Here is a 21,827-nt window from a genome sequence, read left to right as displayed (position 1 = left end):
ACCGCACCCCACACCTTCCACCATCGAGCAAGGACGCTTCTGATGAATGACAACCCCATCCCGGGTCGGATTCCCACCCCCTCTTCACCGGCGCCGGACATCCTGCGCTGCGCCTATATGGAGCTGATCGTCACCGATCTGCAGCGCTCCCGCGACTTCTACGTGGATGTCCTCGACCTCACGGTCACCGCCGAAGACGAGGACGCGATCTACCTGCGCTCCATGGAGGAGTTCATCCACCACAACCTGGTGCTGCGCCGCGGGGAGCAGGCCGCCGTGGCCGCCTTCTCCTACCGGGTGCGCGCACCGGAGGACCTGGACAAGGCGGAGGCGTTCTACCGCGAGCTCGGCTGCGAGGTCATTCGGCGCAAGGAGGGCTTCACCCGCGGCATCGGCGACTCGGTGCGGGTCCAGGACCCGCTGGGCTTCCCCTACGAGTTCTTCCACGATGTGCAGCACGTGGAGCGGCTGGCCTGGCGCTATGACCTCTACACCCCTGGCGCCCTGGTCCGGCTGGACCACTTCAACCAGGTCACACCGGACGTGCCCAAGGCCGTGGCCTATATGGAGGACCTCGGCTTCCGGGTCACCGAGGACATCCAGGATGAGCACGGCACCACCTACGCGGCCTGGATGCGGCGCAAGCCCACCGTCCATGACACCGCGATGACCGGCGGCGCGGGACCGCGGATGCACCACGTCGCGTTCGCCACCCATGAGAAGCACAACGTGCTCGCGATCTGCGACAAGCTCGGCGCGCTGCGGCTCTCCGACCACATCGAGCGCGGCCCCGGCCGACATGGGGTCTCCAACGCCTTCTACCTCTACATCCGTGACCCCGACGGGCACCGGATCGAGATCTACACCCAGGACTACTACACCGGAGACCCGGACAACCCGGTGGTGACCTGGGACGTGCACGACAACCAGCGCCGCGACTGGTGGGGCAACCCGGTGGTCCCGTCCTGGTACACCGAGGCCTCCACCGTGCTGGACCTGCACGGACGCCCGGTGCCCTCGGTGGAGCGCACGGAGAGCTCCGAGATGGACGTGACCATCGGCGCCGACGGGTTCTCCTACACCCGCAAGGACGACGAGGATTCCATGCCCTCCTGGAAACAGGGCGAGTACAAGCTGGGCCACCAGCTCTGAGGCTGTCCAGAGACCTATGACCGGGAGACCTATGATCAGGAGCGCCATGATCCGGAGTGCACAATGCTGACACCAGAGCAGATCACCACCATCGCCGACGAGCTCGCCGAAGCCGAGGCGCAGCGCAGCATGATCCCGCGGCTCACGACCCGCCACCCCGAGATGACCATCGAGGACTCCTACGCGGTGCAGAACGAATGGCGACGCCGCGCCGTGGCGTCCGGACGCCGGCTGGTGGGCCGCAAGATCGGGCTCACCTCCAAGGTCATGCAGGTGGCCACCGGGATCACCGAACCCGACTACGGGGCGATCTTCGACGACATGGTCTTCGAGAACGGCTCGGTGATCGAGCACAGCCGCTTCTCCAACGTGCGCATCGAGGTGGAGCTCGCCTTCAAGCTCGGCAAGCCGCTGAAGGGCCCCGGAGTCACGGTCTTCGACGTGTTGGACGCCACCGACTACGTGGTGCCCGCGCTGGAGATCCTCTCCAGCCGGATCGAGATGCAGGGCCGCACGATCGTGGACACCATCAGCGACAATGCCGCGATGGGCGCCATGGTCTACGGCGGCAACCCGGTGGCCCCGGACGCGGTGGATCTGCGCTGGGTCTCCGCGCTGCTCTACCGCAACGAGACCATCGAGGAGTCCGGCGTGGCCGCCGCCGTGCTCAACCACCCCGCCATGGGCGTGGTCTGGCTGGCGAACAAGCTGGCCCAGCACGGCGACAGCCTGCAGGCCGGGGAGCTGATCCTCGCCGGCTCCTTCACCCGCCCGATGTGGGTGGAGCCCGGAGACACCGTCACCTGTGACTATGGAGAGCTGGGAACCCTGACATGCCGCTTCAACTGAACCCCACCCTGCGCGCGGACCTGGCCGCCGCCGACCGCCCGCTGATCGGCGGATGGGTCTGCTCCGGGTCCCCGGTGATGGCCGAGATCATGGCCGGCTCGGGGCTGGACGTGGTGCTCATCGACATGGAGCACGCACCCAACGGGCTTGAATCCGTGCTCGCCCAGCTGCATGCGCTCTCCGGGTACCCGGTGACCCCGCTGGTCCGGCTCTCCTCCGACGACCCGGTGACCATCAAGCAGGTGCTGGACCTCGGCGTGCAGAACCTGCTGATCCCGATGATCTCCACGCCCGAGCAGGCCCGCCAGGTCGCCGCCTCCACGCAGTACCCGCCCGCGGGGCGCCGCGGGATCGGCAACGCGCTGGCCCGCTCCGGACGCTGGAACCGGGTGCCGAACTACCTCGACGATGCCGCCTCGCATGTGAGCATCCACCTGCAGATCGAGACCGTCCAGGGTGTGGAGAACGCCGAGGCGATCGCCGCGGTGGAGGGCATCGACGGGATCTTCGCCGGTCCCAGCGACCTCTCCGCCTCGATGGGGCTGCTCGGTCAGCAGACCCACCCCCAGGTGGTCGACGCTGTGAAGGCCACCTTCACCGCCGCAGCGCGCGCCGGCAAGACCGCCGGCGTCAACGCCTTCGACCCGGCAGCCGCCCGTGACTACCTCGACGCCGGAGCGTCCTGGGTGCTCGTGGGCGCCGACGTCTCGCTCGTGGCGCGCGGCTCGGAGAAGCTCGCCGCGGACTTCATCCCACGCACCGCTCACTGAGGAGTCATCCATGCAGTTCCACCATCACGGCTACGTCTCCAAGAATCCCCGTGTCCAGGCGCCCGCCGGCGTCGGACTCGACCGTCCGCAGGAGCTCCCCGAGCACATGGACGTGCTCATCGTGGGCACCGGCCCGGCGGGGATGATCGCCGCCGCCCAGCTGGCCCAGTTCCCGCAGGTGCACACTCGGATCATCGAGAAGCGCGACGGCCGACTCGAGGTCGGTCAGGCCGACGGCATCCAGGCCCGCAGCGTGGAGACCTTCCAGGCGTTCGGCTTCGCCGACGAGATCTCCAACGAGGCGTACCACATCACCGAGATGGCCTTCTGGAAGCCCAACCCGGAGGCGCCCGAGAACATCGTGCGCACCGCCCGTCCCGCCGATGACCCGCACGGGATCAGCGAATTCCCGCACCTGATCGTCAACCAGGCCCGGGTGCTGGACTACTTCGCGGAATCTATGGAGAACTCTCCCTCCCGGATGACCCCGGACTTCGGCTGGGAGTTCCTCGGCCTCACCGTGCACGAGACCGGGGAGCACCCGGTGGAGGTCACCCTGCGCCGCGCCGCCGGCGATGAGGCGGGCCAGGAGCGCACCGTCTGGGCCAAATATGTGCTCGGCGCCGATGGGGCGCGCAGCGGGGTGCGCACCGCCATCGGCTGCACCATGGAGGGGGACCGGGCCAATCACGCCTGGGGCGTGATGGACGTCCTGGCCGTCACCGACTTCCCCGACATCCGACGCAAGTGCGCCGTCCAGTCACGCTCGGGCGGCAGCATCCTGCTGATCCCGCGCGAGGGCGGACACCTGTTCCGGATGTACGTGGACCTCGGTGAGGTCCAGCCCGGTGAGGGCGCACAGGTCCGCAGCACCACCATTGAGCAGATCATCGAGAACGCCAACCGGATCATGCACCCCTACACGGTGGACGTGAAGCACGTGGCCTGGCACAGCGTCTACGAGGTCGGGCACCGGGTCACGAACAAGTTCGACGACGTGCCCGCCGAGCTCACCGGTCAGCGCACCCCGCGGGTGTTCATCGCCGGGGACGCCTGCCACACGCACAGCGCGAAGGCCGGCCAGGGCATGAACGTGTCCATGCAGGACGGCTTCAACCTGGGCTGGAAGCTCGGGCAGGTGCTGGCCGGCCGCAGTCCGGCGGCGCTTCTGGACACCTACTCCGGCGAACGCCAGGTCATCGCGCAGAATCTCATCGACTTCGACAAGGAGTGGTCCACGCTGATGGCGCAGAAGCCCGAAGAGATGGAGGACCCGTCTGCGCTGGAGGACTTCTACGTCAAGACCATCGAATTCCCCGCTGGATTCATGACCGAGTACACCCCGTCGTTGGTCACCGGGGAGGCCACCCATCAGCAGCTCGCCACCGGATACCCGGTGGGCAAGCGGTTCAAGTCAGCGCTGGCCTCCCGGGTCTGTGACGGCAACCCGCTGCAGCTGGGACACCTGGCCACCGCCGACGGCCGCTGGAGGATCTACGTCTTCGCCGATGCCCCGGCCGCCGGAGAGCCCTCGGCGCTGGCCGACTGGGCCCACTGGCTTCACACCGACCCCGGCTCACCGGTGCTGCGCCACACCCCGCGAGGCGAGGACGAGGACACGCTCTTCGACATCAAGGTCATCTACCAGCAGCCACATGACCAGTTCGACGTCACCCACGCGCCGCGCGCGTTCCTGCCCACGGTGGGGCCCTTCGGACTCACCGCCCGGGATCGGATCTTCGGCACCCACCCCGAGCATGACATCTTCAGCGAGCGCGGGATCAGCCGGGACGGCTGCGTCGTCGTCGTGCGACCGGATCAGTACGTGGCGCATGTTCTGCCGCTGACCGACACCGCCGCGCTGGCAGAGTTCTTCGCCCCGATCTTCCTGGAGGCCACCCGATGAACCGTTCGAGTTACTCATGGCCGCGTACTTCCGGATGCAGGAGCAGGCCGAGCGGCTGCGCGATCTGATCGTTGCCGGGAACGGAAAGTCCAAGACCGACGCCGCGGCCGCGCAAGCTGCCCTGCCGGAGGGCACGAATGCCGCGTTGCTCGCCCCGACCCTGCTCACCGGGGTGCCTGTGGATGCGGAGATCCGCAGCGGGGAGATCTTCGGACCGGTCGCGCCGGTGGTGGCCTGGACCGGTCTGGACGCGGTGATCGGGCGGGCGAACGCGGTCGAGGTCCGGCTCTCCGGGTACGTCTATGCCGGGAAGCTGCAGACCGCGACGAAGATCGCCGAGCGGCTCGAGGCCGGCATGGTCGGGCTCACCCGCGCAGCACCTTCTCCATCGCCCTGCCCCGGGCCATCTCGTCGATCAGCTTGTCCAGGTAGCGGATCTCGCGCATCAGCGGCTCCTCGATCTCCTCCACCCTGACTCCGCAGATCACCCCGGTGATCAGTGAGCGCGAGGGGTTCATGGCGGGCGCCCGGGCGAAGAACGTCTCGAAGTCGATCCCCTCGTCCAGGACCGCCCTCAGCTGCTGCGCGGAGTAGCCGGTGAGCCAGCAGATGATCGCGTCGACCTCAGCCTGGCTGCGTCCTTTGCGCTCCGCCTTGGTCACATAGTGCGGATACACGGACGCGAAGCTCATCGTGTAGATGCGGTGCTTGGTCATCGGGGGCTCCTGGTCGGACGCGGACCTCTGCTCTGACATCTCGTCTCCACGGTCCCACGGGGTGCAGTGATGACTCAACGGATGGGGCTCCGCTCGGTGGGACCGCGGGCGTGCACCGTCGTCCCAGCGTTGCTCCGCGACCCCAGCCCGACCCCTCGGCTCCGGACCCCCGACCCGTCTCCTTCAGGTGTCGCATCTGCGTGCCACGTCGCATCGTTGTTTCCGTCCAAACCGTGGGACCTGGCATAGAGATGCGACAAACACGGGGGGATGTCCCGTCCCGCCAGCGTTCTGACGACGTCTTGCCGAAGGATGTGCCCCGATTCCGGCATTGGAACGCTGACGAGACGGTGGCAGGACCTATGGCCCTAGGCGGCGGCCCGATACACGCGCCAGAGTGGATCCTGGTGCGCGATATCGTGCCCAGAACCGCGTGAAGGGACTGAAGGACTTTGTCGATCCAGACCTCAGCACAGGCCGAGACTCATGTCAGCACATCCCTCCGGGAGGTCGTGGAGTCCGAACTCAGATGGATCTCGGAGCTGCGCGAGGGCAACGTCACGGCCTGGGTCGAGGATCGTGACGTCACCTTGTTCGGTCTGGTCGACTGGACCTATCAGAGTGAGGCTGCCGAGCGGGCAGTCCGGAACATCCCCGGAGTCGAATCAGTGGAGAACCAGATCGCCACTGCTGCCCGTACGCCGTTGCAGAATGCGGAGGAACGACTCAGGAACGCCGCGTTCCGGGACCCCCGGATCGACGCCGACCACGTCGTCGCCACCATCACCGGTCAGACGGCGGTTCTGACGGGGAAGGTCAAGTCTCTGGCCGAGAAGCGGCAGGCAGGTCTCGCAGCATGGATCTCCCCAGGGGTGATCGAGGTGGACAACCGCCTCGACGTCTGCCCACTATGACCTCAAGAAGGAGCAGAATATGAAGAAGAAGACCGTGATCAAGAAGCACCCCGTGAAGGATGCGAGGAAGTCCCCGAAGAAGCAGTGGAAGGACATGAGCCCGGGCAGGCGGGCCGGGACCATGGTGTTCAGCATCGTCCAGATCTCGCTGGCCGTGGCGGCCTGGGTCGACCTTGCCAGGCGGCCTGCGAATCAGGTCAACGGCAAGAAGGGCATCTGGGCCGCGATCATCGCAGTCAACTACGTCGGACCGATCAGCTACTTCCTCAAGGGTCGCCGGACCGACTGATGGCTGCGCTCTCGGCGCTCAGCCTGCCTCAGATCCTTCACCGAGTTCTCGCTCAGGATGGGGGCCGAACTGGAAGTGGCGGCCACTGATCTCGGTAGGGGTCACCCGCACGTAGTTGTCCTTCACAGAGGGCGCCCAGGGCCGCAGCTCCAGCCTCTCTGCCTCTTCGATCTCTTCAGTTCTCTGCAGCCACTGCGCCTGGCCGCGCACCGTCACCGACCATGCCGTGTCAACAGAGATGTGGTCCGCCTCGAACAGGACCGTCTCATTGATCGCGAGCTTCGCGAGCTTCGTTCCCGGGGCGGTGCGGAAGACCAACGTCCGGTCAGGCGCCGCGGCGTAGTTGATCGGGAAGATGTCTGCGCGTTGCCCGACGACGACGACCAGGCGCCCGAATCGGCCCCGTTCGAGCAGCCCCCAGATCTGATCTGGGTTCAGCGTGAGGATCGGTTCACCGTCTGCGTGTTCGAGAATCATGGGCGTGTCACTTTCAATGCTTGTGAGTGGGCACCACGAGAACGGGGCAGACCGCGCGATTGAGCACTGCCTGGCTGACGGAGCCGAGGAGCAGACCGGAGAACCCTCCGTGGCCGCGGGTTCCGAGGACCACCAGCTCCGCAGTCCTGGAAGCCTCGGAGAGCACGCCTGCGGGTGAGCCGTCGAAGAACTGCCAGCGCACGGGAACCTCTGGGAACTCCTCGGATACCCGGTCGGCTGATTTCTGCAGGTGCTCCGTGTAGGGGCGGCGCAGATTAGGAATCTCGAGATTGTGTTCGATGGTGTTGGGCCACCAGTGCCCCTGTGCGTTCAGGGGAGCGGCCGAGACCAGGGTCAGCGGGTTGTCCAGCAGTGCGGCCGCCTGCGCCGCCAGGTTCACGACCAGCTCAGGGTCGGTCTCGACGTCGATTCCCACCACGATCTCGGAATCGAAGTTGAGATCCGTTTCCACGTTGGCGAAATGGCGGCGCTCATGCGTTCGAGGGCTCGACTCTTCCATCTGAGCCAGCGGCTCGGTGGCGCCGGTCTGACCAGTGGGCAGGTCCTGAGCCGGGGCGAGGAGCTCTGTCGAGGACTCGTTCTCCCACTTCTCGGGGACCACCAGGGTGGGGCAGTGCGCATGAGCGGCAAGCTTGGCCGATACGCTGCCGAGGAAGCGGCCGGCGAAGCGGTTGCGTCCGCGTTTGCCGACGACGACCACCTGCGCGGACTTGGACTCCGCGACCAGCTCGGAGCCCGGGTCGCCTTGTACGGCACGCACGGTGACCTTCACCCCGGACGCCTCCGCCTGTGTCGCGTACCCACGGAGCATCTCGTGCACCTCTTTGACCACGGCCTCGAAATATTCGTCCATCATCGGCACGTAGTAGGCGTCAGTCACCACGGGGCGGGCGAATGTGCCGACCAGGCGCAGCGGGAGGTTTCGTTGCTGAGCGATTCGCAGACCAGCTCGGAAGGCGCGCTGACCGGCGGCTGAGCCGTCCATGCCTACAAGAACACCGGGGTCGTGGTCAGTGCCACTCTCGTGAGAAGGATTCATGGCCCAACCATACGTCTCGTATTCCATCGATCTAGGGTCTTTGGCCTCTATCAATAATCTACTTTTCTGGTATGAAAACATCGTGTCATGAGTGTTTTCTCGGGGCGGAAGCGTCACATCAGGATGAACGGCAGCGCATCTGACGATCTCGGGCAGCCGGCGGGACCAATGGCCCTGCACCACTGGTGAGCCACGCTGGACAGTGGAATCAGCTTCGTGGCTTCGTGAGCGATCACCCTAAGGGCTCCGCCTGTGAAACACACATGCCGAGCTCCACCCGTGCGCGATCTTGAAGCCTCTTCTGACCACCGAGAACTTCCGGCGCCGCAGCTGACGTCGAACCAGGTAAGTCCCCGCTCAGAGAGGCCTCCATCATGAGCTCGCCAGGCAGGAATCTTCGTCTCGTCGCTGCAGCCCTGATGGCGGGTGGTGTGATGATTCTCCCCACGGCGAGCGCCACGGCCTCCGCACCCTCAGAGTCCGTACCCTTGGAGGGATCCCTCGCCACATCTGAGATTGCGTCGACATCAGATGATGGGGAGGGCCCGCAGTTCTTCAGCGGCGTCTCCGTCGAGGTCTCGGAACAGGTCCAGGGCGATGTCTACGTCTCCGGGCAGAGCATCACCATCAGTGGCGACATCTCGGGTGACGTGATCGCGGCAGCTCAGACGATCGACATCACCGGCACAATCGATGGAAACGTTCGCCTGGCGGCCCAGGATGTGTCGATCAGTGGGGAGGTCGGGCGGAGCGGAACCGTCTTCGCCTCAGTCCTGAACCTCGCTGAAGATGGATCGATCGGAGACGATCTCGTCGCCGCGGCAAGATCGGCCACTATCGGAGGAGACCTCGGCCGAGACCTGGTGGCTGCCGTCGACGGTCTCACCATCGACGGGGCCGTCGGGGGAGACGTGACCTATTACAGCGACCGTGACGCGACCATAGCTGAGGGTGCGGTGGACGGCGACGTCGAACGCATCGCCCCGACACCAGCACCGGAGATGGAGCCGTCGCCGTGGGCGCTGTTCATCGGGTGGTTCCTCGGGCTGCTCTACGCGCTGGTTGCGCTGAGCCTGATCACTCTGCTGGCCGGACTGCTGCTTCCCGGCAGATTGACACGGGTCACCGATCAGCTGAGGCACGCTCCCTGGAAGGCGCTGCTCGTGGGGTTCGTCGCCTCGATCGTCGTTCCGGTGATGCTGGTCGCGCTGCTGATCACCATCATCGGCGCCCCGCTGGCTATTGCTGGTCTCCTGGTGTGGCTGCTGCTGACGCTGGCCACGTTCGTCTACGGATCCCACTTCATCGGGCGACTGGTGTTCCGGGACTCCCAGCGACCTGTCGTCATGACCCTGGTCGGTGGGCTGATCCTGATCTTCGCTCTGCACGTTCCGTGGTTGAACATCGTGGTGTGGCTTGCGATGGTGCTCTTCGGCCTCGGCGCACAGCTTCTGGCCTTCTATGCTCAGCGGCCATGGCGGGTGCGTCCCGAGGTCATCGCGGAGCCACCCGGCAGAACAACCGCCAACCCACCCGTGGAACCACCGGGGGAGCCTCTCGGGGAACCGGCGGTCAGGTAGCGGAATGCAGGCCTGACCGGAAGCTTCGCCCGCCACTCTGGTTGTCAACGGGACCTGCGGCCCTGGGACGGCGAGTCCCATTCACGCACAGTGGGTCCAGCGATACACGACCAGAAGTGCCCATCAACTGGCATAGTCAGGACCATCGGCGCGCGCTGGCAACTGCGATGGATGCCGGGGGAGCCGAGTGACCGTGCAGGACGAATCCAGGAGGATCACCATGAAAGCTCTCCAATACGTCGCCATCGGCCAACCGCCGCAGGTGCGCGAGGTCCCCACCCCGGAACCCGGCCCCGGTGAGGTCCGGCTGCGCATCACCGCCGCGGGCGCCTGCCGTTCGGACAGCTTCGTGATGGGACTCAGCGAGGAGCAGTACGCCGCCTTCGGCTACCCGCTGCCGATGACGCTGGGACACGAGGGCGTCGGGGTCGTGGACGCTCTGGGTGAGGGCGCCTCCGGCATCGAGGTCGGCGAGGCCGTCGCGGTCTACGGTCCGCAGGGCTGCGGGCGCTGCCTCAGCTGTGCCCAGGGCATCGAGAACTACTGCCCCCACGCCGCCGCCCTCGGCATCACGCCACCGGGACTGGGCAAGGACGGGGCGATGGCCGAGTACATGATTGTCACGGACCCGCGGCTGCTGATCCCGCTGGGAGATCTGGACCCGTCTGCCACGGTGGCCCTCACCGACGCCGGACTGACCCCCTACCACGCGATCCAGGGGTCACTGGATCTGCTGGTCCCCGGCAGCGTGGCCGTGGTGATCGGAGTTGGCGGCCTCGGCCACATCGCGGTGCAGCTGCTGCGCACCCTGACCTCTTCCACAGTGATCGCGCTGGACATCAGCCAGAGCAAGCTCGACTTCGCCCGCGAGGTCGGAGCTCATCACGCCTTCCTCTCCGACGACCAGGCCGCCGCACAGATCGCCGAAGCCGTGGGGCCGGGCCCGGTCACCGCGGTGTTCGACTTCGTCACCAACGGCCCCGTGATGAACATCGTGCGCTCGCTCAGCGGTCCGCGCACCGACCTGGTGCTGGCGGGAGCCGGATCCGTGGAGACCACGGTGGGACTGCTCGGCCAGCCCTTCGGGTCTCGCATCCGGGCGCCCTACTGGGGCTCACGGCCCGAGCTCATGGAGGTCTTCGAACTGGCGCGCACAGGTCAGCTCGCCGTCGAGACCGAGACCTTCAGCTTGGATCAGGGGCCCGAGGCCTACCGCAAGCTGCACGACGGCGAACTGCGCGGTCGCGCTGTAGTGGTTCCCTGATCTGGGGTCGAGGAATAGGATCGGAAACGAAGCGGGCGAAATCCGACCACGGGGGCGTCGCTCGCATCTGCTGATATCAGACCCCCGGGTGGAGGATTGTCATGGACAACGACGCTCACGCAGCACCACGACCTGTCGCATTTGATCCCGCCACACGTGATCTGGGGGTGCTGGTCGGCTTCGATGGTTCCAAGCAGTCCTTCCTCGCCCTGCACTACGGGGCCCTGGCGGCGCAGCGCAGCGGGCGGGTGCTCACCGTGGTCAGCGCGTTCCACGTTCCGGCCCGGATCTACACCACCCTGATTGCGGTGCCGGAGAAATCCGAGGCCGAGGTGGCCGTCGACGCAGCCAAGACCGTCCTCGCCGAGGCCAGGGAATACCTGAAGGACTACTCAGGCAAGGTGATCTACCGGACCGAACGCGGAGATGCCGCAGGGGTGCTGGTGGATCTCTCCGCCCTTGCGGAGCTCGCCGTCGTCGGCGCTCGGGGCAGGGGAGGGTTCCTGGGCAGGGTGCTGGGATCGGTGTCCTCGGCGCTGCCGGCCCACGCGCACTGCCCCACCGTGGTGGTGCCCCGGCAGTACAAGGTCAACGAGCCTGAGAGTCAGGCTGAGGGCGCTGGTCGGTTCATTGCGGGCAGGGATCGGCGTCCGGTGGTGGTCGGCATCGACGCGTCGGGTCAGAGTCGGGTCGCGATGCTCCAGGCCGCGCTGTCGGCACAGAACCGGGGGGTCACGCTGCATCTGCTGATGGCGCTGCCGTCTCTGGAGGCGTGGCTGGAGTGGTATCCGGAGCTTGATTCCCCTGATGAGAGCGTCACCGAACGGCGCAAGACGCAGCTGGAGAAGACCCTGGAGACCGAGCTCGCCCTGGTGAAGAGGCACTTTCCGGCCCTGGAGGTGACCGCGTCGGTGAAGCCGGGGGATCCGATCGCTCAGCTGGTGAAGCAGACCCGGGAGGCGCAGCTGACCGTGATCGGCACCCGGGGTCGCAGCGGATTCACCGGAGCGCTGATGGGGTCGGTCTCCCGCGGCGTGCTGCTGCGCGCGGAGGGCCCGGTGATGGTGGTCCCTGATCTGAAGGACGAGCGGCTGGAGGACCATCCCGAGCCCTCGCGATGACGTCGTCGCAGTGAGGCTTCCGCTGTGAGCCGCAGGATCATTCTGGTCCGCGCCGTGAACGTCGGCGGCACGGCCAGGCTTCCGATGGCCCAGTGGCGCGACCTGGCCGAGTCCCTCGGGGCCACCGAGGTGTCCAGCCATATCGCGTCGGGCAATCTGCTGTGCAACCCGCCCGGACCGGCTGAGAACTTCGACCGGGCGCTGGAAGCCGCTGTGCAGACACGCTTCGGCTTCTTCCGGGAGGTGATCAGCCGGTCCCGGGAAGAGGTTCTCGCCGCCCTGGAAGCCCATCCGTTCGAAGAGCTCGACCCGCGGTTCTCCTACATCAGCTTTCTGCAGTGCGCGCCGACAGCCGAGGCGGTACAGGCGGCCGCCCTGCTGGAGACCGGCGACGACCGCTGGCAGGTGATCGACCGCGAGATGCACCTGCGCTACGCCGACGGCGCGGGCTCGCCCCAGATGAAGGAGCCGACCATCTCCCGGGTGCTGGGAGTGACCGGGACCGCGAGAAACCTCAACACCGTGCGCAAGCTTCTCGACCTCTCCGATGTCTGACACGAACGCCAGCTGGCCGGATCATCTCCGAACTCGCGGAGCTCCTGGGCGCACCGGCATGCCACGGCGAGCCTGCGCGCAACGGTTCACGGGTGCGGCAGTCCAGGATCACGGCTGGCAGCGGTGGCGGTGCTGCAGCGGCGCCGTCGTCGGGCGCCGGGACTGGAGTCACAGAGGCGTCCGCGCTTACGCTCATGTCATGACAGTCCGCAGCGCGTTCGAGATCCTGACCACCGGCGATCTCGGCGCGGCGCACGCTGGCCGCAGGGGGCGTCAGCGTGCGCCGCGTCGAGATCGGCTTTGGGGTGAGCGGCTCAGTGTCGCTTGGCGCGGTGGGCGGCCTTCTCGTAGAGGTTCTCGACCACACGCTGGAAGTCACGCATGACCTCGGCCCGGCGGATCTTCAGCGAGGGCGTCAGGTGCCCCGAGTCGATGGTGAAGTCATCCTCGAGCACGGTGAAGCTGCGGATGGACTCGGCCTTCGAGACACTTGCATTGGTGGCATCGATGACCTGCTGCAGATGCTCCAGAACCTGGGGGTGCTCGGTGAGCTCGCTCATCGCGGTGTCGGGGTCGAGACCTTTGCTGCGCAGCCAGGCAGGTATGACATCGCCGTCGAGGGTGATCATCGCGCTGATGAAGGGCTTGCCGTCACCGACCACGACTGCCTGGGAGACGAGCAGGTCTGCCCGGATGGCATCTTCGAGCTGCGCGGGGGCGACGTTCTTGCCTCCGGCGGTCACCAGGATCTCCTTCTTGCGTCCGGTGATGATCAGCCGACCCGCCTCATCTAGACGACCCAGGTCACCGGTGTAGAACCAGCCATCGGCGGTGAAGGACTCGGCGTTGAGCTCGGGCCGGTTGCGGTACCCCCGGAAGACGCTGCTGCCCTTGACCAGCAGCTCGCCGTCGGACTCCACGCGCACGGCATTGCCTGGGAGCGGGATCCCGACGGTGCCGATCCGGTAGACCGAGGGGATGTTGCCGGTGACCGGGGCCGTGGTCTCGGTGAGTCCGTAGCCTTCGATGATCTGGATGCCCACGCCGTTGAAGAAGTGGCCCAGCCGTTCACCCAGCGGGGACCCGCCGGAGAAGGCGTGGGTGACGTTGCCGCCCATCCGGTTGCGCAGCTTCGAGTAGACCAGCTTGCTGAACACGGCGTGCTTGAGCCGGAGACTCAGCGGAACGCGGCCCTCGGCGGTGGCGCGCGACCAGTCCACCGCCGCGTCGGCCGCGGCCTTGAAGATGCGCTTCTTTCCATCGCCTTCGGCCTTCAGCGCGGCGGCGTTGTAGATCTTCTCGAAGACCCGCGGAACTCCGAGCAGGAAGGTCGGCCGGATCACGCCGAGATCTTCGATGAGCTGCTTGATGTCGGGGGTGTGCGCCACCCGTCCGCCGGCGGCGATGAAGATCACCGAGATGAACCGAGCGAAGACGTGGGCCATGGGCAGGAACAGCACCGTGGAGGAGTGTCTGCCGACGACGCCGTCCATGGCGGCAAGGGTCTGCAGGCTGTGGTCCACGAAGTTGCCGTGGGTCAGCTCGCAGCCCTTGGGTCGGCCGGTGGCTCCCGAGGTGTAGATGATGGTGGCGAGATCCTCACCGACGGCGGTGGCCCGGCGGCCCTCGAGGTCCTGGTCTGAAACAACAGCGCCGGCCTGCCGGAGCTCGTCCAGTGCGCTGGACTCGATGAGCAGCACCTCGGGGGTCTGCTGGAGTCCGGATCCCTTCAGACCCTCCAGGATGGTCTCCCGATGCCCTGGCGTCTCAGCGAAGACCAGGCTGAGTGCGGAATCCTCGGCGATCCAGGCGATCTGTGCGGCGGAGGAGGTCTCGTAGACCGGGACCGAGACGGCGCCGGCGTACCAGAGCGCGAAGTCCAGCAGGCTCCACTCATACCGGGTCGCAGACATGATCCCGACGCGATCGCCCAGCGTGACACCGCGCTGGATCAGGCCCTTGGCGAGAGCTGCGACGTCGGTGTGGAACGCGGCGGCGGTGACGTCCACCCACTCGCCGGCGGCGTCACGGCGCGTGAACAGGACGTTCTCAGGGTCCTCGGTCCGCTGCTGCTCCAGAAGATCGGTGATGTTCATATCGGCCGGCACATCGATGAGCGCCGATATCGCGGTTTCCTGCACGGAGTTCCTCCCGGTGTGGTGACGCGTTCTTCGGCGAGCGCTGCTGGTGATCCGGTGTTGACCACCGCCTTAGGAAGAATATCCTGCCCGCGATGAGGTGTGCTCAGAGGCGAAATCCGGCGACGCCGTGTGAAGCGCCCGAGGGACGGTTTCAGACCGACGGCAGGTCCACGTGGTTCATCGCGCCGTCCTGCAGGCGCAGCAGAATGCTGCGGGGTGCCCGGCCGGACGCATCCTGATAGCGGATGCTGAACGGCTCGCCTGCCACCAGGGTGATCGGAAGATCCAGCGGGTCCCGCTTCAGAGACTCGGCCAGGCTGTCACCCTCATTGAGGATGGCCACGACCTTCGCGTCCAAGCTGCTGGTCAGGGTGATGACTCCGGGCTGATGTGACGCGGTGATCCGTGCGTCCTTGCCGGCGTGTCCCCGAGCGATGGCCACCACAACGGCAGCCACCGCCAGTATCGCGATCGCGCCGGCGGCGAGCCAGTTCGCGGAGAGAAAGTCCATGCCCCAACCCTACTCACCGTGCTGGGCTCCGATGGCAACCGGGCCTGATGGCAGCCGGGGTGATGGCAGCCGGGGCGACGAAGCCGATCACGGCAAGCCAGGCGCGGGAAGGAGATCTCTGGCTGCGTTGAGCGCGGAGTCGTTTCGGTGCCCTGGTCTCCCACGCTTCGACCAGGAGCTCGGAGAGCTCATCGGCCTCCTCCTGCTGAGCCTCGCAGATGAGATCGCATGAACCCTCAAGGCTGATCTGCGGGGACGACTCCGGGCGGAGTGCTGCAAAAAACTTGCAGCGAAGCGTGAACGAAACCGGGTCGAGCGGCGTAACCCCTAGAAACACTCCCATCCAGCGACCGAGGGGACGCCAGGACATGAGCAGTCGAGCTGAACTCGAGGACCAGGCCCATTTCGCCCTGATGGACGTCAACAGGCACTGGTTGGAAGCACTCACCGCGGAGCAGGCAGGGGATCTGATCAGATCCCACTCCGCATTCGATGACATGATCACTGCGGCGCGCGCAGGGAAAGCCGCACTCGAAGCCGTGGAGAGCATGGTCGAGGAGCGCCGAAGCAAGGAACACGCAGCATAGGATCTGGCACCGGTGGGCAGTGGCGCGCTGTTCACCGCATAGAGACTTTTCCATCCGCGTACGCGTGCCGCGTGGACTTCACCGTACCCAAGCTCCACCGAGGCGCATGCTGACCCAGGAGCGCCAGGGTCTCGGCCCTCGGTCCGCCTTCGCGCGCGCAACGAAGAACGGCCCTGGTCGGATGACCAGGACCGTTCCATGGGGTGAGCGACGGGGCTTGAACCCGCGACCCTCGCGACCACAACGCGATGCTCTACCAGCTGAGCTACGCCCACCATGTGGAGCCGAAGCCGGCTCCCGCACTCGCTGCTCATCAGTCTTGAACGCCTGAAAGCAACGCATATCAGTCTACACAGACTCCGGCCGAATCCGGAAATCGGCTCAACTCTGCTTGAAGACCGTCCGGCGGTAGTGCCGCAGCTCTTCGATGGAGTCCTGGATATCTCCGAGCGCCCGGTGGTTGCCGGTCTTCGCCGGCGCGGACTCCTTCGCCTGCGGGTACCAGCGGGAGGAGAGCTCCTTGATGGTGGAGACATCGATGAGTCGGTAGTGCAGGTGCTTCATCAAGTCCGGCATGGCCACACGCAGGAAGGCCTTGTCCGCGTGGATCGAGTTCCCGGCCAGGGGCGCCACACCCGCCTCAGGGATCCAGGCCTTCACATAGTCCAGGACCCGCTCCTCGGCGACCTGGACCGAGACGCCGTTCTTGAGGTCCTCGAGCAGGCCCGAGGCGGTGTGCATCCTCTGCACGATGGGGGCCATCGTCTCCAGCCGCTCGGCCGGGTCCGGGCTGATGACCACCTGGACCCCTTCACCGAGGATGTTCAGCTCGGCGTCGGTGACCAGCGCCGCGATCTCCACCAGGACATCGTGATCGGGATTCAGTCCAGTCATCTCACAGTCGATCCACACCATCCGGCCCGCCCAGGAGCCACCCGGGCTCACCGGCACAGACGTGATGGATGAGGCGTTGGTCTCAGTCTCTTCGGAATTCACGGTTCTCACTCTACCGACAGCCCGCCAGGCGCCGGGGTGACAGCGACTGTGGGTGATAAATTCAAGGGCGATGAGCGCTGAGGCTGGAGCCACCGAGAACAGCCCTGCACCGCGCGGTGCCGAGGGCGCCGTCGGGCTCGGCAACCCCGATCAGCGCCCCCAGACGGACCCCGATCCGCGCCCGCCGCGCAAGCGGGACATCTGGCTGCACATCCTGCGGTCCTCCACCCGCCCCAAGAGCGTCTGGTCCCCGATGGTCGAAGGCCTGCTCGGGTCGATGCTGGTCCTCCTGGGCTCCTTAGGCGTCGGATGGCTGGTCAGCGTCTCCCCGCTGTCCCGGCAGCCGTGGATCATCACGTACCGCACCGAGACGGTCGGCGTGGTCGTCGCCACGATCGCGCTGACCCTGGGCTGCTGGGTCATGCTGCGCGCCTGGCTGCGGCTGGGTCGGGTGCTGGAGAACCCCGATCAGAGCCAACAGTGGCCCACTCGCTCGCTGCGCACGGTCAACGCCGCCGTCGTGCTCTGGTCGCTGCCCCAGCTGGTCGCGCTCCCGATCTTCTCCCGCGACGTCTTCGCCTACCTGAATCAGGGCAGGCTGGTCCTGGCCGGTCAGGACCCCTACACCACGGGCGTCTCCACCCTGGACAACTGGTTCCAGCTGGGCACCGACATCCTCTGGGCCGAATCCGAGACGCCTTACGGTCCGCTGTTCCTCTGGCTCGAGGCCGCGGTGATGAACATCGCCGGAGACAGTCCCGACCTTGCGCTGTTCCTCTTCCGGCTCGCCTGCGTGGGCGGGGTGGTCATGATGATGATATTCGTGCCCAAGCTCGCCCGGATCCACGGGATCGACCCTGCCCGGGCGCAGTGGATCACGCTGGCGAACCCGCTGCTGATCATCAGCTTCATCTCCAGCGCCCACAACGACGCGATCATGGTCGGCTTCGCCCTGGCGGGCATCTACGCCGCGGCCCACAGCAGGGGAGTCCTCGCCACGCTGCTGGTGGTCGTCTCGATCGGGATCAAGCCGATCACCATCGTGCTGCTGCCTTTCATCGGGCTGCTCTGGGCCGGACCGGGGGCCTCCTGGTCGCGGAAGTTCACCTACTGGTTCCTCACCGCTGGCATCGCCGCCGCCGTGATGATCACCATCGGCCTCATCCAGGGCTACGGCTTCGGCTGGCTCGCCGTCCTGGCCGGCACCGGCACCGGAAGCGTCTTCTGGTCCCCGATCGGGATCGCCGACGGCTGGCTCGGCACGTTGCTGCGCTCCTTCGGACTCGACAGCAGCTGGACCCTGGAGGTGTTCAAGGTCGCAGGCCGGCTCCTCTCGGTGGCCGTGGTGCTGTGGCTGATGTTCCGCGGCAGTGAGAAGTTCGTCGTCCAGCGGATGGTCTGGGCGTTCACCGCCCTGGTGGTGCTCTCACCGATCATCCAGCCCTGGTACCTGCTGTGGCTGCTGCCGCTGTTCGCGATCACCGGGATCCGCAAAGACTGGCAGTTCAAGTGGGTGGTGTTCACCATCGCCTTCTTCCTGACCTTCGGCGCCTCGGACCAGCTGTCCATCTACCAGTTCCTGCAGCTGGACGCTCAGATGCTCGCTCTCTCCGTCACGGTGTCCTGGATCTGCATCGTGTGGCTGGCCCTGCTGGACCGGCAGACCCGCTGGGTGGTCTGGGAGGGCTGGGGCCTGCCCGCGGTCCGCTGGGAATGGCCCCGACTGCGCGGCCGCCGATCCTCCCAGACCGACGACGGCGCACGGGCCAGCCCCGCCGCCCACGACGCCGCCGCACCGGCCGACGCCGCCGCACCGGCCGCCGAGCCCGGGGGAGAGGAGACCGCTCCAGGTGCGCGCTAACCTCGTCTCCCGCAATGCGCTGCGCGCGCGCTCTTTCCTCGGCCAGTGGCGGCCGACCGCCTGGTTCATCGGCGGCGAAGAGGCCGCCGCCTCGCACACCGCCCGTCAGGGACTGCTCGCCTCGATCATGATCATGTTCGGCTCCTGGGGCGTGGGCTGGCTGGCGATGACCCCGCAGTCGCTGCTCGCGCTGAACCCGGTGCTGCTGCCGCTGCGCACGACGACGGCGGGCGTGGTCACCTGCACGGTGCTGCTGGTCTTCGGCGCGCTGCTGCTCGTGCGGTCCTGGCTGCGCCTGTCCCAGCGGGTGGGGTCCTGGTCGGCGCGGGCGACCCCGGTGATGCGCCGGACCCTGTTCATGTGGGCCACCCCGCTGATGTTCACGCTGCCGATCTTCTCCCGCGACGTCTACTCCTACCTGGCCCAGGGCCGGGTGCTGCACGCCGGACTGAACCCCTATGAGCACGGCGTCTCCGAGCTCCCCGGATGGTTCATGGAGGGCGCGGACGGGCTCTGGGCGGAATCCCCGTCCCCCTACGGACCGCTGTTCCTGGTGCTGGCGCAGGTCGTCTGGTTCGTCTCCGGCGGCGTCCCAGAGATCGCGATCCTGCTCTTCCGCGGCCTGTCCCTGATCGGGATGGCACTGATGCTCTACTGCATCCCCCGGCTGGCCAAGGCCTTCGGCTCTGAGCCTTCCTGGGCGCTGTGGCTGTGCCTGCTGAACCCGATGACCCTGCTGGTGTTCCTCCCGGCGGCCCACAATGACGCGCTGATGATCGGGCTGATGCTCGCCGGCACGCTCGCGGGGCTGCGCCGGAGACGGGTGCTGTGCCTCGTGTTGGTGGTCGCGGCGATCGCGGTGAAGCCCATCGCGATGGTGGTGCTGCCCTTCATCCTCCTGCTGCCGCTGCGCAGCACCGCCGCGCTGCGGCACCGTCTCCGAGAATGGGCCGTCGGGGGCACCGCCGCCGCCGTGCTCCTGGTCGCCGGTGGCGCGGCGCTCGGGATCGGCCTGGGCTGGATCGCAGCCGCCCTGGGTGCTGGCGCCGCGGTGCTGCAGGCCGCCCCGGTGGGACTGCTCGGGATCGGCCTCGGTGCCGCGCTGCAAGCGCTGACCGGGGTGGACGCCGCCGTGGTGACCGAGATCGTCTACACCCTGGCGCGCGCCGCGGCCGGCGCGATGCTGGCGTGGATGCTGCTGCGCCGCAACGTCGGCAACCCGGTCCTCTGGGCCGGCTACGGGCTCACCCTGGTGGTGCTGACCTCCTCGATCATCCAGCCCTGGTACCTGCTCTGGCTGCTGCCGTTCTACGCGGTGGTCCACGTCTACCGCGGACGAGTCCTGGTGCTGGTGACCACGGTCTTCACGGTGATGGTGCTCCTCTCGATGGTCGGTCAGCTCTCGGTGGCGCAGTGGATCGATGCGGCCGCGATCTACACCATCGCCATCGCCGTGGTCACCCTGTACCTGATCTATGTGGTCTTCCTGGACCCCAACACCACCGAGTTCTTCGACATGCGGCGGCGCTCCCAGCGCTGGAATGCACAGCACGGGTGGGAGCGGCTGAGAGGATTGACCCCGCCGCGCACCTCCTGGGCGGCCGAGGACATCTACGAGAAGGACACGACGTGAAGCTCCCCGGCTCCCGACTGCTCTGGCTGCTGCTGGCCGCCACCACCCTGGGCGCCGCGCTCTCCGTGGCGGCCGTGCAGTGGTGCCGGATCAACGGCTGGACCGACCCCGATCAGCACATCCACATGTGCTACTCCGACTTCTCCCTGCTGTTCAGCCAGCGCGGGCTCGCCGAGGGACTCTTCCCCTTCGTCGATGACGTCCCGGCCGATCAGGTCATGGAGTACCCGGTGCTGCTGGTCATGGTCGCCGGGGTGCTCGCGCTTCTGGTCCCCGGAGAGGGCATCACCGACGAGCGGATCCTGGCGTTCTACGACCTCAACCACTTCGCGGTGATCCTCTGCTGGCTCGGCGTCGTACTGGCCACCGCGTACTCCACCGCAGGTCACCGACGCCAGGACGCGCTGATGGTGGCCCTGGCTCCGGGGATCATCCTCTCGCTGTCGATCAACTGGGACATGTGGGCGGTCTTCCTGGGCGCCCTGGCGCTGCTGCTCTGGGGCCGCTCGCATCCGGTCTGGGCCGGGGTGCTCATCGGTCTGGGCGCTGCGATGAAGCTCTATCCGCTGTTCTTCCTGGGCGCGATCCTGGTGCTGTGTCTGCGCAGCGGGCGGCTGCGCTCCTTCGCGGCGACGACGATCGCCGCAGTGCTGACCTGGCTCGCGGTGAACCTGCCCTTCATGCTCCTGCAGTTCGAACAGTGGTCCACCTTCTACCGCTTCTCCTCCGAGCGCGACGTCAGCTTCTCCTCGGTCTGGCTGTTCTTCAGCTGGCTGCCGCTGGACGGCGCCGGGTTCTCGCTGCTCTCCAACGGGCTCTTCCTGCTGTGCTGCCTCGGCGTGGCCTACCTGGGCTGGGCGGCTCCCACCCGGCCGCGGATGGCGCAGCTGTGCTTCCTGATCGTGGCCAGCTTCCTGCTGCTGGGCAAGGTGTACTCCCCGCAGTTCGTGATGTGGCTGATCCCGCTGCTGGTGCTGGCGCGCCCGAAGGTCCGCGGATACCTCGTCTGGCAGGCCGCGGAGGTCTACCACTGGGTCTCGGTGTGGATGATGAGCGCGAAGATCACCTCCGGCGGGGAGTTCGCCGGCGGCACCGAGCTCATCGACTGGGCCTACCACATCGGGATCCTGGCTCACATGGCCACCCTGATCTACCTGATGGTCCAGGTGGTCCGCGAGATCCTGGACCCCGAGAAGGACATCGTCCGCTCCCAGCCGAGGGATCGGGACCGGGCGGCCGCGAGAGCAGCAGCGACCGACGACGACGCGCGCAGCTCCCAGCAGCGCACCTCCGCACCGCGCCATCCAGATCCGGATGGCACGGTGCTGGGGGAGACAGACCCGCTGGCCGGTGTCACCCGCGGGCGACCCGATGCGTTCGGGCTGCCCGGACTCGGCCGGACGACCTCCTTGAAGCTGCGCTGGTGACCCGCCGGCTGCTGCCGC

The 21,827-nt window shown here is 67.0% G+C and carries 21 protein-coding genes and 1 tRNA gene; 15 read left to right on the top strand and 7 right to left on the bottom strand.

What is annotated here, in order from left to right:
• Window positions 1-42: 42 nt before the first annotated feature.
• The 5 genes from hpaD to LTI14_RS07430 all read left to right on the top strand — a co-directional run bounded on the left by hpaD (window position 43) and on the right by LTI14_RS07430 (window position 5,152).
• Complete coding sequence (hpaD, locus tag LTI14_RS07450; RefSeq protein WP_241464695.1) at window positions 43-1,152, top strand: 3,4-dihydroxyphenylacetate 2,3-dioxygenase; 1,110 nt, start codon at window positions 43-45, stop codon at window positions 1,150-1,152.
• A 63-nt stretch (window positions 1,153-1,215) separates the two neighbouring features.
• Window positions 1,216-2,001 carry a 2-oxo-hept-4-ene-1,7-dioate hydratase gene (hpaH, locus tag LTI14_RS07445; RefSeq protein ID WP_241476157.1) on the top strand — a complete coding sequence of 262 codons (786 nt, stop codon included), beginning with the start codon at window positions 1,216-1,218 and terminating at the stop codon, window positions 1,999-2,001.
• Window positions 1,986-2,771 (top strand): HpcH/HpaI aldolase family protein, encoded by a 786-nt coding sequence (locus tag LTI14_RS07440; RefSeq protein ID WP_241476156.1) that lies wholly within the window; start codon window positions 1,986-1,988, stop codon window positions 2,769-2,771. The genes hpaH and LTI14_RS07440 overlap by 16 nt, the downstream gene beginning before the upstream one ends.
• Before the next feature lie 10 nt (window positions 2,772-2,781).
• On the top strand, window positions 2,782-4,677 hold the full coding sequence (locus LTI14_RS07435; RefSeq protein WP_241476155.1) for an FAD-binding monooxygenase: 1,896 nt from the start codon (window positions 2,782-2,784) through the stop codon (window positions 4,675-4,677).
• A gap of 16 nt (window positions 4,678-4,693) precedes the next feature.
• Window positions 4,694-5,152 (top strand): aldehyde dehydrogenase family protein, encoded by a 459-nt coding sequence (locus tag LTI14_RS07430; RefSeq protein ID WP_342357736.1) that lies wholly within the window; start codon window positions 4,694-4,696, stop codon window positions 5,150-5,152.
• Here the strand turns inward: LTI14_RS07430 and LTI14_RS07425 are convergent.
• Window positions 5,043-5,393, bottom strand: coding sequence for a DUF2200 domain-containing protein (locus LTI14_RS07425; protein WP_241465085.1), 351 nt, complete (start codon window positions 5,391-5,393; stop codon window positions 5,043-5,045). The two genes, LTI14_RS07430 and LTI14_RS07425, sit on opposite strands and share 110 nt — an antisense overlap.
• 452 nt (window positions 5,394-5,845) lie before the next feature.
• On the opposite strand from LTI14_RS07425, the gene LTI14_RS07420 reads away from it, so the two are divergent.
• Both LTI14_RS07420 and LTI14_RS07415 read left to right on the top strand, forming a co-directional pair.
• Entirely contained in the window at window positions 5,846-6,307 is a 462-nt protein-coding gene (locus LTI14_RS07420; protein WP_274616011.1) for a BON domain-containing protein, read from the top strand.
• A 19-nt stretch (window positions 6,308-6,326) separates the two neighbouring features.
• Entirely contained in the window at window positions 6,327-6,596 is a 270-nt protein-coding gene (locus tag LTI14_RS07415; protein ID WP_241464700.1) for a PLD nuclease N-terminal domain-containing protein, read from the top strand.
• Window positions 6,597-6,614: 18 nt separating this feature from the next.
• On the opposite strand, the gene LTI14_RS07410 is transcribed toward LTI14_RS07415, so the two are convergent.
• Both LTI14_RS07410 and LTI14_RS07405 read right to left on the bottom strand, forming a co-directional pair.
• A complete protein-coding gene (locus LTI14_RS07410; protein WP_241464701.1) occupies window positions 6,615-7,073 on the bottom strand; it encodes a pyridoxamine 5'-phosphate oxidase family protein in 459 nt (152 codons plus the stop codon).
• Window positions 7,074-7,086: 13 nt separating this feature from the next.
• On the bottom strand, window positions 7,087-8,133 hold the full coding sequence (locus tag LTI14_RS07405) for a universal stress protein (protein WP_241464702.1): 1,047 nt from the start codon (window positions 8,131-8,133) through the stop codon (window positions 7,087-7,089).
• Window positions 8,134-8,621: 488 nt separating this feature from the next.
• Between LTI14_RS07405 and LTI14_RS07400 the strand changes: the two genes are divergently transcribed.
• The 4 genes from LTI14_RS07400 to LTI14_RS07385 all read left to right on the top strand — a co-directional run bounded on the left by LTI14_RS07400 (window position 8,622) and on the right by LTI14_RS07385 (window position 12,653).
• The gene (locus LTI14_RS07400) at window positions 8,622-9,713 is read left to right on the top strand and encodes a polymer-forming cytoskeletal protein (protein WP_241469438.1); all 1,092 of its coding nucleotides are present in this window, start codon (window positions 8,622-8,624) and stop codon (window positions 9,711-9,713) included.
• A 220-nt stretch (window positions 9,714-9,933) separates the two neighbouring features.
• Window positions 9,934-10,977: an NAD(P)-dependent alcohol dehydrogenase gene (locus LTI14_RS07395; protein WP_241464704.1), complete on the top strand. Its 1,044-nt coding sequence runs from the start codon at window positions 9,934-9,936 to the stop codon at window positions 10,975-10,977.
• A gap of 101 nt (window positions 10,978-11,078) precedes the next feature.
• Window positions 11,079-12,098: a universal stress protein gene (locus LTI14_RS07390; RefSeq protein ID WP_241464705.1), complete on the top strand. Its 1,020-nt coding sequence runs from the start codon at window positions 11,079-11,081 to the stop codon at window positions 12,096-12,098.
• A 24-nt stretch (window positions 12,099-12,122) separates the two neighbouring features.
• On the top strand, window positions 12,123-12,653 hold the full coding sequence (locus LTI14_RS07385) for a DUF1697 domain-containing protein (RefSeq protein WP_241469436.1): 531 nt from the start codon (window positions 12,123-12,125) through the stop codon (window positions 12,651-12,653).
• A gap of 314 nt (window positions 12,654-12,967) precedes the next feature.
• Here LTI14_RS07385 and LTI14_RS07380 read toward each other — a convergent pair whose 3' ends face one another.
• Together LTI14_RS07380 and LTI14_RS07375 are read right to left on the bottom strand one after the other, a co-directional pair.
• Complete coding sequence (locus tag LTI14_RS07380) at window positions 12,968-14,794, bottom strand: AMP-dependent synthetase/ligase (protein ID WP_241476153.1); 1,827 nt, start codon at window positions 14,792-14,794, stop codon at window positions 12,968-12,970.
• A gap of 151 nt (window positions 14,795-14,945) precedes the next feature.
• Window positions 14,946-15,305, bottom strand: a complete 360-nt coding sequence (locus tag LTI14_RS07375; protein WP_241464708.1) for a hypothetical protein — start codon at window positions 15,303-15,305, stop codon at window positions 14,946-14,948.
• A gap of 368 nt (window positions 15,306-15,673) precedes the next feature.
• On the opposite strand from LTI14_RS07375, the gene LTI14_RS07370 reads away from it, so the two are divergent.
• Complete coding sequence (locus LTI14_RS07370; protein WP_241469433.1) at window positions 15,674-15,892, top strand: hypothetical protein; 219 nt, start codon at window positions 15,674-15,676, stop codon at window positions 15,890-15,892.
• Between the two features lie 199 nt (window positions 15,893-16,091).
• On the opposite strand, the gene LTI14_RS07365 is transcribed toward LTI14_RS07370, so the two are convergent.
• Both LTI14_RS07365 and orn read right to left on the bottom strand, forming a co-directional pair.
• A tRNA-His gene (locus LTI14_RS07365) sits at window positions 16,092-16,167 on the bottom strand.
• 106 nt (window positions 16,168-16,273) lie between these two features.
• Complete coding sequence (gene orn, locus LTI14_RS07360; RefSeq protein WP_342357735.1) at window positions 16,274-16,888, bottom strand: oligoribonuclease; 615 nt, start codon at window positions 16,886-16,888, stop codon at window positions 16,274-16,276.
• Between the two features lie 70 nt (window positions 16,889-16,958).
• Between orn and mptB (LTI14_RS07355) the strand changes: the two genes are divergently transcribed.
• Genes mptB (LTI14_RS07355) through LTI14_RS07345 form a run of 3 tightly spaced genes read left to right on the top strand, consistent with a single transcriptional unit; the run spans window position 16,959 to window position 21,809 of the window.
• Window positions 16,959-18,749 (top strand): polyprenol phosphomannose-dependent alpha 1,6 mannosyltransferase MptB, encoded by a 1,791-nt coding sequence (mptB, locus tag LTI14_RS07355; RefSeq protein ID WP_241476152.1) that lies wholly within the window; start codon window positions 16,959-16,961, stop codon window positions 18,747-18,749.
• On the top strand, window positions 18,739-20,382 hold the full coding sequence (gene mptB, locus LTI14_RS07350; protein ID WP_241469431.1) for a polyprenol phosphomannose-dependent alpha 1,6 mannosyltransferase MptB: 1,644 nt from the start codon (window positions 18,739-18,741) through the stop codon (window positions 20,380-20,382). The genes mptB (LTI14_RS07355) and mptB (LTI14_RS07350) overlap by 11 nt, the downstream gene beginning before the upstream one ends.
• The gene (locus LTI14_RS07345; protein ID WP_241469430.1) at window positions 20,379-21,809 is read left to right on the top strand and encodes a glycosyltransferase family 87 protein; all 1,431 of its coding nucleotides are present in this window, start codon (window positions 20,379-20,381) and stop codon (window positions 21,807-21,809) included. Before mptB (LTI14_RS07350) ends, LTI14_RS07345 begins: the two co-directional genes overlap by 4 nt.
• Window positions 21,810-21,827 lie beyond the last annotated feature (18 nt).

The sequence above is a fragment of the Nesterenkonia sp. YGD6 genome, from assembly GCF_022565895.1.
Lineage (GTDB): Bacteria > Actinomycetota > Actinomycetes > Actinomycetales > Micrococcaceae > Nesterenkonia.
The sequence above is the reverse complement of the archived record's forward strand: the minus strand, read 5'-3'. Positions and strand labels throughout refer to the sequence as shown.